Below are 10,313 nucleotides of genomic sequence, written 5' to 3'. Positions count from 1 at the left end.
CAGCACCAGATCGGTGGCAGTGATCCCCTCGCGCAGTTTGCCGCTTAATTTAAACCCGACCACGTCAGGGATAAGCATCGATACCGGCTGGCCGAGCATGGCCGCTTCCGCTTCAATCCCGCCCACGCCCCAACCCAGCACCCCGAGGCCGTTTATCATCGTGGTATGGGAGTCGGTACCCACCAGGGTATCCGGGTAGGCTATCCACTCTTCGTTTTGCAGTTCGCTCCAGACTGCCTGGCCGAGATACTCCAGATTGACCTGGTGGCAAATACCGGTCCCTGGCGGCACAACGCTGAAGCGGCTGAATGCCTGCTGCCCCCAGCGGAGAAAAACATAGCGCTCGTGATTGCGCTCCATTTCCAGGCGCACGTTTTCGGCAAAGGCATCATCATCGCCGAAGTTGTCCACGGTGACAGAGTGGTCGATGACCAGATCCACCGGCGAGAGCGGATTTACCTTAGCGGTGTCTCCGCCGAGGCGCTTCACCGCCTCGCGCATGGCGGCCAAATCCACTACCGCCGGCACGCCGGTAAAGTCCTGCATCAGCACCCGCGCCGGGCGATAGGCGATTTCCCGGTCGGCGTGGGCATTTTTCAGCCAGCCGGCCAGGGCTTTGATATCCTCTTCGGTGACCGAGCCACCGTCCTGCCAGCGCAGGAGGTTCTCAAGCAGAACTTTTAATGATTTAGGCAGACGAGAAATATCACCGAGGTGTTTGGCAGCAAGGGGCAGGCTGTAATAATGGTAGGTTTTTGCTTTGGCCTGCAGGGTATCCTTACTGGCCTCTCGTAGGGTTGACGACATAGCTCCTCCTTAACGGCTGGGATTAGAAGCCCTGATACTCCTCAGGGTCTACATTAAAGATAACACATCCATCCATTAACGTTTTGATAACAACTCAAAAAGATAAATGCCGGGCCGCGGGTCCGTTATCGAATTGTGTACGCCGGGTTTATTAACTATTGAGTAAATAAAGCGTATGATGCTCCGGCACGAAATCCAGATTGTTTAATTAAGAGTAATTTCCGTAGGGATAATTATAAATTTCATCAATAGCCTGCGAACTTTTCACACGGAAATTAATCTTATTATTTTAAAGATATCGAGTGCCTGACACGCTCGATAAATGTAAATTTATTGTTGGAATCAGTAAAATTATGCTGTCATTTAGCAAGCTTGTTAAACACCAAATATTGATTACAAAAGCAGACAGCGGCGACCATAAGGACATTGTGCATATCGCTTACGGCGCCGATAACAATTTTTCACTGGGGACGGCAGTCTCCGCCGTTTCGCTATTAAAGAATAATCCTAATATCCAACCGCACTTCCATCTTTTTACTGACTGCGTACCCGCCGATTTTGTTGAAAAATGCCAGCAGCTGGCTGAAGAGTACAGCTTCAGTATGACCGCCTATCTTGTAGATACCGATAAGCTCAGCACGCTACCGGTAAAAGCCCGGTGGCCAAGCTCAATTTATTTCAGAATTGTGGCCATTGACTATCTTGCGAATGAAGTTGATCGCATTTTATATCTTGATTCGGATATTGCCTGCTGCGGTTCAATTTCATCTCTTCTTAATGTTGATATGGTAGATGCGGCTGTCGCCGCCTGTCTGGATATTGACTTTATTGAAGAAGGCGATCGCGTTGCATTAATGAATGCACCTGAAGTAAAAGGAAAGTATTTCAATTCCGGCGTGCTGCTGGTCAACGCCAGCGCCTGGCGCGAGCACGGCGTATCTGCAAAAATTGCGCGCGGGCTTTGCGACCCGCAGATTAAAGATGCGCTACTCTATTATGACCAGGACTTGATTAATATTGCCGTTGCAGGAAAGATCCTCTTTCTGGACGGCAAATATAATACTCAATATTCTCTTAACGATGAATACAAGGGTACAGCTTCCGCTTTGCCTGAAGACATCACCTTCCTGCACTATATTGGCGCAACCAAACCGTGGCATCAGTGGGCGAAAAACTACAGTTCTGCTGAACATTTCCTGCAGCACAAAGCCTGCTCGCCCTGGCAGGACGCGCCGCTGGTCGAGCCGCATAAGAAAATACTGTGGCGCCACGCGCTCAAGCACGCTCGCCATCAGAGGCAGCTTGGCGCGGCGATCAAATACGGCCTGGGGCTGCTTGCCTGTGCGCTGAAGAAGGGACGCAAATCACCGGCAGCGCAGCACCATGCCGACGCAGGCGAGCCGCAGCCGCTGCGCAAAAGCAAGGCGCTGCGCTAGCAGTACCGTTAACGGTATTCTGTCAGACAGCTACCGTTAACGGGCAGCGCGGTCTGCTATTTTTCTGGCAGCTTAATGTCTTTAAACATCGCTTCAATGTCTTCATTTGAGCGTAGCGCAACGGCGGTGTCGACCACGTCGCGGGTCAGGTGCGGGGCGAAGCGCTGAATGAAGTCATACATATAGCTGCGCAGGAAGGTGCTGCGGCGAAAGCCAATTTTGGTGGTGCTGTGGCTAAAGACGCCGTGCGCATCAAGCTTAACCAGATCCGGATCGGATACCGGATCCACCGCCATGCTGGCAATAACCCCAACCCCAAGCCCGAGGCGCACGTAAGTTTTAATAACGTCGGCATCGGTGGCGGTAAAAACGATGCGCGGCGTCAGGCCCGCGCGGTTGAAGGCGGTATCCAGCTCGGAGCGGCCGGTAAAGCCGAAAGTGTAGGTGACCAGCGGATACTGGGCCAGCTCTTCGATGGTGACTTCGCTTTTTTCTGCGAGCGGATGCTCGGGGGTAACCACAATCGAGCGGTTCCAGTGATAGCACGGCAGCATCACTAAATCGTCATAAAGATGCAGCGCCTCTGTCGCAATCGCAAAATCTGCATTCCCTTTCGATACCGCTTCCGCTATTTGCGTTGGCGATCCCTGATGCATATGCAGCGAGACTCTGGGATAGCGTTCAATAAAGCCTTTAATCACGCCCGGAAGCGCGTAGCGCGCCTGGGTGTGGGTCGTGGCAACATAAAGCGAACCTTTATCAGGCCAGGTATGCTCGCCCGCAACGGATTTAATAGCGTCTACTTTTGAAAGCACTTCCCGGGCGATACGTATAATTTCCTGCCCTGCCGGCGTTACCTGAGTGAGATGTTTACCACTGCGGGCAAATATCTGAATGCCCAGCTCATCCTCCAGCATGCGTACCTGTTTACTGATGCCCGGCTGAGAAGTATATAACCCCTCGGCCGTAGAGGAGACGTTGAGGTTATGGTTCACAACCTCAACAATATAACGAAGCTGCTGTAATTTCATGACCGTTTTCCACTGATGCACAAGCCAAGGCTTAATACGAATTTATAATAAGAATGAGAATAGCTATAACCACTATAACATTTATGCCTAAAGTGTATAGTTTTGAAAAGAAATTAATAAAAAAAGGGCCGCAAAGCGGCCCTTAAAAGAAAGTATTCGAAAGACGTTATTTTTTCGCTTCCTGCCATTTCCCGTCGATAAAGAAAGCGGTCCAGCCGGTGGCTTTACCCTCTTTTTCAGAAGAGACGTACTGCTGCTTGGTTTTACGGCTAAAGCGCACCAGCGTCTTATTCCCTTCCGGGTCAGCCTGCGGCGCATCGGCCAGATAGCGCAGCTTCTCCGGCAGCCGGTCGCGGAAGCGATAAAGCTCTTCCACCAGCGGTGCGCGGGTTTCGCGGGATTTCGGGAAGGTGTTAGCGGCCAGGAATACGCCCGCAGCACCGTCACGCAGCACGAAATAGGCATCAGACTTTTCGCACGCCAGCTCCGGCAGCGGAACCGGATCTTCCTTCGGCGGTGCCACTTCACCGTTACGCAGTATTTTGCGGGTGTTTTTACACTCGTCGTTGGTGCAGGCCATGTATTTGCCGAAGCGCCCCATTTTCAGGTGCATTTCAGAACCACATTTCTCGCACTCGACGATCGGCCCGTCGTAGCCCTTAATGCGGAACTCACCCTCTTCGATTTCGTAACCGTCGCAGGTCGGGTTGTTACCACAGACGTGCAGCTTGCGCTTCGGATCGATAAGGTAGCTGTCCATCGCCGTGCCGCACTTCGGGCAGCGGCGCTTGGCGCGCAGGGCGTTGGTTTCCGCATCATCGCCTTCCAGAACATTCAGAACTTCATTTTCCGGAATCAGGTTGATGGTGGTTTTGCAACGCTCTTTCGGCGGCAGCGCATAGCCGGAGCAGCCGAGGAACACACCGGTGCTGGCGGTACGGATACCCATCTTGCGCCCGCAGGTCGGACAGTCGATGCTGGTCAGCACCATCGAGTTCGGCAACATGCCGCCCTCTTCCGGATCTTTCTCCGCCGTGTTGAGCTGGCGGGTAAAGTCGTCGAAAAAGGCGTCGAGAACCTGCTTCCACTCGGCCTGATGGTTAGCCACCTGATCGAGGCTGCTCTCCATCTGGGCGGTAAAGTCGTAGTTCATCAGCTCGCGGAAGTTGCCCTCGAGGCGATCGGTGACGATTTCCCCCATCTTCTCAGCATAGAAGCGGCGGCTTTCAACGCGAACGTAGCCCCTGTCCTGAATGGTTGAAATGATCGACGCATAGGTCGACGGGCGGCCAATACCGCGCTTCTCAAGCTCTTTCACCAGCGAAGCTTCGCTAAAGCGCGCCGGCGGCTTGGTAAAGTGCTGGGCGGGCAAAAGTTCAACCAGCGACAGCACTTCGCCTTTTTTCACCGGCGGCAGGGTGCGATCTTCATCGCCCTTGCGCAGTGCGGGCATCACTTTGGTCCAGCCGTCAAAACGCAGGGTTCTGCCGCGGGCCTTCAGGCGGAAATCTCCCGCGCTGATGGTCAAGGTAGTGGAATCGTACTGCGCCTGGGTCATCTGGCAGGCGACAAACTGGCGCCAGATAAGCTGATACAGCTTCTGAGCGTCGGCTTCCATATCCTTAAGGGATTCGGCCAGCACCGCCACGTCGGAAGGACGAATCGCTTCGTGCGCTTCCTGAGAGTTTTCTTTGCTGGCGTACTGGTTCGGACTGTCAGGCAGGTACTTTTTACCGTAGCTGTCGGTGATGTAGTCGCGAACCATCTGCACCGCGTCCTGACTCAGGTTGGTGGAGTCGGTACGCATGTAGGTGATGTAGCCCGCCTCATAGAGACGCTGCGCCATCATCATGGTTTTCTTGACGCCGTAACCCAGCCGGGTACTGGCCGCCTGCTGCAGCGTGGATGTGATAAACGGCGCACCGGGCTTGCTGGTGGTCGGTTTATCTTCACGCTCGGCAACGGTGTAGCGCGCTTTTTCAAGCAGGGCCACCGCCGCCATTGTTTCATCGCGGTTTTCCGGTCGGAACGGCTTATCGTGGTGGTGGGTAACCGACAGCGGCAGCACGTCGCCGGACGGCGTCGTGGTGCTCGCATCGATTTCCCAGAACTCTTCCGGCACAAACGCTTTGATTTCGCGCTCGCGCTCTACCACCAGGCGAACCGCAACAGACTGTACGCGGCCGGCAGAAAGGCCGCGGGCGATTTTTTTCCACAGCAGCGGGGAGACCATATAGCCCACGACGCGATCGACAAAACGCCGCGCCTGCTGGGCATTGACCCGGTCAATGTTCAGTTCACCAGGCTTTTCAAATGCCTGACGAATGGCATTCTTGGTTATCTCGTTAAACACAACGCGACTGTAGCGTGAGTCGTCACCACCGATCACTTCCCGCAGGTGCCAGGCAATGGCTTCCCCTTCGCGGTCAAGGTCAGTTGCGAGATAGATGTGATCGGCCTTTTCAGCCAGCTGTTTAAGCTCTGAAACGACCTTTTCTTTACCGGGCAGCACTTCATACTGTGCTTTCCAGTCGTGCCACGGGTCGACACCCATGCGGTTGACCAGCGCGCCGCGCTCATCCTTCTTCGGCTTTTTCACCGTTTTGGTGGAGGTAGAGTCGGCGCTCTTTTTGCTTGCTGAGCCACTTGTCGGCAAATCCCGGATGTGACCGACGCTGGATTTCACCACGTAGTCATTTCCCAGATACTTATTGATCGTTTTGGCTTTTGCCGGGGACTCAACGATAACGAGAGCTTTACCCATATTCACCTTTACCTGATTTGCTTCTTCCAGAAATACGCGCGGCGATTGTTGCCAGCACATAGCTTCGTAACCGAATCACCTTCCACTGGCGACCCGCCAGGATCTTGCGGCGCCGTCAGTAGATATCAACCCCTTTCCGATCCCGGCCCCAGAAGCCTGAATCAGATTTGCCGGATCTGCTGGCTTTTACCGCCAGGTGCTACACCACGAATAATTTTTGGTCGAATGTCAAGCAATTCTGTTGCCAGATTGCTGAAAGCGACACACTGTACCTGATAAAATTCGTTACGCAACTTTATTAGCATGCAAAAGCAATTCCCGCCAGAAAGCGCCTGCAGGCAAAACCCCCTCACTCACAAGGGAAAATTTGCCCGCGCTGCGCGCCCGGCGTACACTAGCGCCAAAGTATCAAGGAGCAAAATTATGCAGTCGACATCCCAACCTATCGATCGTCAGTCTCTTCTTACATTAGCCAACCAAATGATCCGCGACCATCACGATACGATGAAAGGTATCGAGGCCACCGGCGTTGAGCAGCGAAACGGTGTGCTGGTGTTCAGCGGTGAATACTATCTCGATGAGCAGGGCCTGCCGACGCCGAAAAGCACCGCAGTTTTCAATATGTTTAAGTATCTGGCCCACGAATTATCTGAAAAATATCATCTGGCTGATTAAACAAAAACGCGAGGCCAGGCCTCGCGTTTTTTATCTTTATGCCGCTTACATCATCGGCTTTTGGCCCCGCTGCCACCAGCGCATCAGCAGCTGGTCGGCACTTTTCGCGGCGCTGCCGGTGAAGCGGTCCATGAGCTTTTTACGCTGCAGATAGCGAACGTTGAGCAACTCGTAGCTGTCCATCAGGCCCAGCAGCAGATCGTCGCTGGTACCCACCTCATCAATGAGCCCCTTCTCCACTGCCTGCTGCCCGTACCAGTGTTCGCCCGTGGCCACCTGCTCAATATCAAGCTGCGGCCGCATGCGGTGAACAAACTCCTTGAACAGGCGGTGAGTTTCGTTCAGATCTTCGCGGAATTTCTGTCGCCCTTCATCGGTATTCTCGCCGAGCAGCGTCAGGGTACGCTTGTACTGGCCGGCAGTGTGCAGCTCGACGTCGATATCTTTGTTGCGCAGGAAACGGTTGAAGTTCGGGATCTGCGCTACTACGCCGATAGAGCCGATAATGGCAAAAGGCGCGGAAACAATCTTGTTACCCACGCAGGCCATCATGTAGCCGCCGCTGGCAGCCACTTTATCAACGGCGATGGTTAACGGAATTTGCTTATCGCGCAGGCGCTGCAGCTGCGAGGCCGCCAGTCCGTATCCGTGAACCACACCGCCGGGACTTTCAAGACGCAGTACGGCGCGATCCTGAGGCTTAGCAACGGCCAGCACGGCGGTGATCTCTTCCCGAAGGGCGCTCACCTCGTGGGCATCCATGCTGCCTTTAAAATCCAGCACCCATACCCGCGGTTTATCGGCAGCCAGGCCGACGCTTCTTTTGGCATTCGCCTTCGCCGATTTCGCCTCCTGCTTATGCTTTTTCTTTTGTACCTTCAGCCACAGCTTGTACTGGTGAGCATCAAGCAGTGCGCTGCTTATCTCATCCTGCATCTCCTTATACTGCTCGCTGAGGTTAATAATTTTCAGTTCGCCGCGCTGCTTTTTATTACGCTGGGCCAGATTCACAATAATGACGACCAGCGCCGCAATAGCCACAACAACCGTGACAATTTTTGCCAAAAACAACCCATATTCAGACAGTAGTTCCACGCTTTCACCTTGAAAAAACACCTTCAGGACAGTCAGTGTACAACAGGCCTTGCGGCGCGTCTTGCTGTGCAACCGGACCTGCGCGTCCGGAACCTGATTCAGCAGCAGAGTAAATCATTGCAGGATGTTAATTTCACGTATACCGTCCGCCTGGCTGATTGAAACTGCGGCTTTTTTAATGCATAAAGGCGAAAAGTGAAATAAAACAGCAAGGTGGTCAGCCACTGGCCACAGGAGAAAGCCCGTGCATTATCAACCGCAGCCCGATCTGCTGGAAAACCGCATCATTCTCGTTACCGGCGCCAGTGATGGCATTGGTCGCGAAGCCGCCCTCACCTACGCCCGCCACGGCGCCCGGGTAATTCTGCTGGGCCGTAACGAAGACAGACTGCGCGAAGTGGCGCAGCAGATAGAGCAGGAAAGTGGCCACGTGACCCGCTGGTTCACCCTCGATCTGTTAACCTGTAACCCGGCCCAGTGCCGCGAGCTGGCGCAGAAAATCGCCATGCACGCCCCGCACCTCGACGGCGTGCTGCACAACGCAGGCCTGCTCGGGGATATCGTGCCAATGGAGCAGCAGGATCCCGATATCTGGCAGGCGGTAATGCAGGTGAATGTGAATGGCACGTTCATGCTTACCCAGGCGCTTCTTCCTTTATTACTCAAAGCAGAATCCGGCTCGCTGGTCTTTACCTCCTCCAGCGTCGGGCGCCAGGGGCGGGCCAGCTGGGGCGCCTACTCGGTGTCAAAATTTGCTACCGAAGGGATGATGCAGGTGCTGGCCGATGAGTATCAGAACCGGCTGCGCGTTAACTGCATTAACCCCGGAGGAACCCGCACCGGCATGCGTGCCAGCGCGTTCCCCACCGAAGATCCGCAGAAGTTAAAAACCCCGGCAGAAATTATGCCGCTGTACCTGTGGCTGATGGGCGACGACAGCCGCCGCAAAACCGGCATGACCTTTGATGCCCAGCCGGGGCGCAAACCGGGGATCTCACAATGAGCGACGAACGCCACCGCGAGCGCCAGCAGCGCCTGAAAGAGAAAGTGGATGCCCGGGTCGCACAGGCCCAGGAGGAACGCGGCATCCTGATCGTGCTGACCGGCAACGGTAAAGGCAAAACCACGGCAGCTTTCGGCACCGCGGCCCGCGCGGTGGGGCACGGCAAAAAGGTGGGCGCGATCCAGTTTATCAAGGGCGACTGGCCGAACGGCGAGCGCAATCTGCTTGAGCCTCACGGCGTGGAGTTCCAGGTGATGGCGACAGGCTTTACATGGAATACCCAGGATCGCGACAGCGACACTGCCGCCTGCCTCGCGGTCTGGCAGCACGCGAAGCGGATGCTGTCCGACGCCGCGCTGGGCCTGGTGATCCTCGACGAGCTGACCTATATGGTGGCGTATGACTATCTACCGCTGGAAGAGGTGCTGACTGCGCTGCGCGAGCGCCCTCGCCACCAGACTGTCATCGTGACCGGACGCGGCTGCCACCGCGAGATTATGGATATCGCCGATACCGTGAGCGAAATACGTCCGGTGAAGCACGCCTTCGACGCGGGAGTCAAAGCCCAGCCGGGTATTGATTATTGATGAGGTTGTCAGCGTCAGGAAGGCGCTGGAAACAGAGTGAAGCCTGCCGGCAGATATGCCGCCGGCAGGTTACTCGTCAGCCCTGACCGCTGTTGCGGGTCGAGCGACGGCCGCCGCTGCGGGCGGGCTTGGTTGGCGTCTGGCTGTGGCGCTTAACCGCGCGGCGAATCTGATTCGCCTTCATGCGGCGGCGATCTTTTTCCACCGCAACTTTGCTTTCGGTTTCCGGCTTCAGCTCCACCAGCTCGCGCAGGTAGTTGGTCTGGGCCAGATCCAGTTCGGCGTACCCGCCGCGCGGCAGGCCCTTAGGCAGATTAATATCGCCATAGCGCACGCGGATCAGGCGGCTCACCTGCACGCCAACCGTTTCCCACAGGCGGCGCACCTCACGGTTGCGGCCCTCGGTCAGGGTCACGTTGTACCACTGGTTAATGCCTTCCCCGCCGGTAAACTTGATGGTTTTGAATGCTGCCGGACCGTCTTCAAGCTGCACGCCGCGCGCCAGCTGGCGCACTTTATTATCGTCAACTTCACCAAAGACGCGCACCGCGTATTCGCGCTCGACTTCACGGCTCGGGTGCATCAGGCGGTTTGCCAGCTCGCCGTCGGTGGTGAACAGCAGCAGGCCGCAGGTGTTCACATCCAGGCGCCCTACCGCAATCCAGCGCGCGCCGCGCAGCTTGGGCAGGCGGTCAAAGACTGTCGGCCGCCCTTCCGGATCGCTGCGGGTGCACAGCTCGCCTTCCGGCTTGTAGTAGGCCAGCACGCGGCAGATCTGCTCTGCGGACTCTTTCACCGAGATAATGTGGCCATCAATACGGATTTTCAGACCGGGGATCACTTCGACGCGATCGCCAAGAGTGGCCATTTTACCGTCAACGCTGACGCGCCCGGCTTCAATCATCGATTCGATTT

At 55.5% G+C, this 10,313-nt stretch carries 9 protein-coding genes; 4 read left to right on the top strand and 5 right to left on the bottom strand.

Going from position 1 to position 10,313, the window contains the following annotated elements:
• The coding region (locus QZ766_RS04880; RefSeq protein WP_297198097.1) for an aconitase family protein at positions 1 to 807 on the bottom strand (807 nt) is incomplete at its 3' end.
• A 302-nt stretch (positions 808 to 1,109) separates the two neighbouring features.
• On the opposite strand from QZ766_RS04880, the gene QZ766_RS04875 reads away from it, so the two are divergent.
• Entirely contained in the window at positions 1,110 to 2,243 is a 1,134-nt protein-coding gene (locus tag QZ766_RS04875) for a glycosyltransferase (protein ID WP_297198095.1), read from the top strand.
• A 56-nt stretch (positions 2,244 to 2,299) separates the two neighbouring features.
• Here the strand turns inward: QZ766_RS04875 and cysB are convergent, their stop codons facing one another.
• Both cysB and topA read right to left on the bottom strand, forming a co-directional pair.
• A complete protein-coding gene (gene cysB / locus QZ766_RS04870; RefSeq protein ID WP_297198093.1) occupies positions 2,300 to 3,274 on the bottom strand; it encodes an HTH-type transcriptional regulator CysB in 975 nt (324 codons plus the stop codon).
• A gap of 166 nt (positions 3,275 to 3,440) precedes the next feature.
• Complete coding sequence (topA, locus tag QZ766_RS04865; protein ID WP_297198091.1) at positions 3,441 to 6,038, bottom strand: type I DNA topoisomerase; 2,598 nt, start codon at positions 6,036 to 6,038, stop codon at positions 3,441 to 3,443.
• Positions 6,039 to 6,461: 423 nt separating this feature from the next.
• Between topA and QZ766_RS04860 the strand changes: the two genes are divergently transcribed.
• Positions 6,462 to 6,713: a YciN family protein gene (locus QZ766_RS04860; protein ID WP_297198089.1), complete on the top strand. Its 252-nt coding sequence runs from the start codon at positions 6,462 to 6,464 to the stop codon at positions 6,711 to 6,713.
• A 45-nt stretch (positions 6,714 to 6,758) separates the two neighbouring features.
• Here the strand turns inward: QZ766_RS04860 and sohB are convergent, their stop codons facing one another.
• Complete coding sequence (gene sohB, locus QZ766_RS04855) at positions 6,759 to 7,808, bottom strand: protease SohB (RefSeq protein ID WP_297198086.1); 1,050 nt, start codon at positions 7,806 to 7,808, stop codon at positions 6,759 to 6,761.
• 244 nt (positions 7,809 to 8,052) lie between these two features.
• Here sohB and QZ766_RS04850 point away from each other — a divergent pair, with 244 nt between their 5' ends.
• The gene (locus QZ766_RS04850) at positions 8,053 to 8,811 is read left to right on the top strand and encodes a YciK family oxidoreductase (RefSeq protein ID WP_297198083.1); all 759 of its coding nucleotides are present in this window, start codon (positions 8,053 to 8,055) and stop codon (positions 8,809 to 8,811) included.
• Positions 8,808 to 9,398 (top strand): cob(I)yrinic acid a,c-diamide adenosyltransferase, encoded by a 591-nt coding sequence (cobO, locus tag QZ766_RS04845; RefSeq protein WP_297198080.1) that lies wholly within the window; start codon positions 8,808 to 8,810, stop codon positions 9,396 to 9,398. Before QZ766_RS04850 ends, cobO begins: the two co-directional genes overlap by 4 nt.
• A gap of 76 nt (positions 9,399 to 9,474) precedes the next feature.
• Here cobO and rluB read toward each other — a convergent pair whose 3' ends face one another.
• A complete protein-coding gene (gene rluB / locus QZ766_RS04840) occupies positions 9,475 to 10,311 on the bottom strand; it encodes a 23S rRNA pseudouridine(2605) synthase RluB (protein WP_297198076.1) in 837 nt (278 codons plus the stop codon).
• Between the last annotated feature and the right edge of the window lie 2 nt (positions 10,312 to 10,313).

Source organism: uncultured Pluralibacter sp. (assembly GCF_913775985.1).
Classification (GTDB): domain Bacteria; phylum Pseudomonadota; class Gammaproteobacteria; order Enterobacterales; family Enterobacteriaceae; genus Pluralibacter.
Note: the sequence above shows the minus strand (reverse complement) of the source record. Positions and strands in the feature narration are given on the sequence as shown.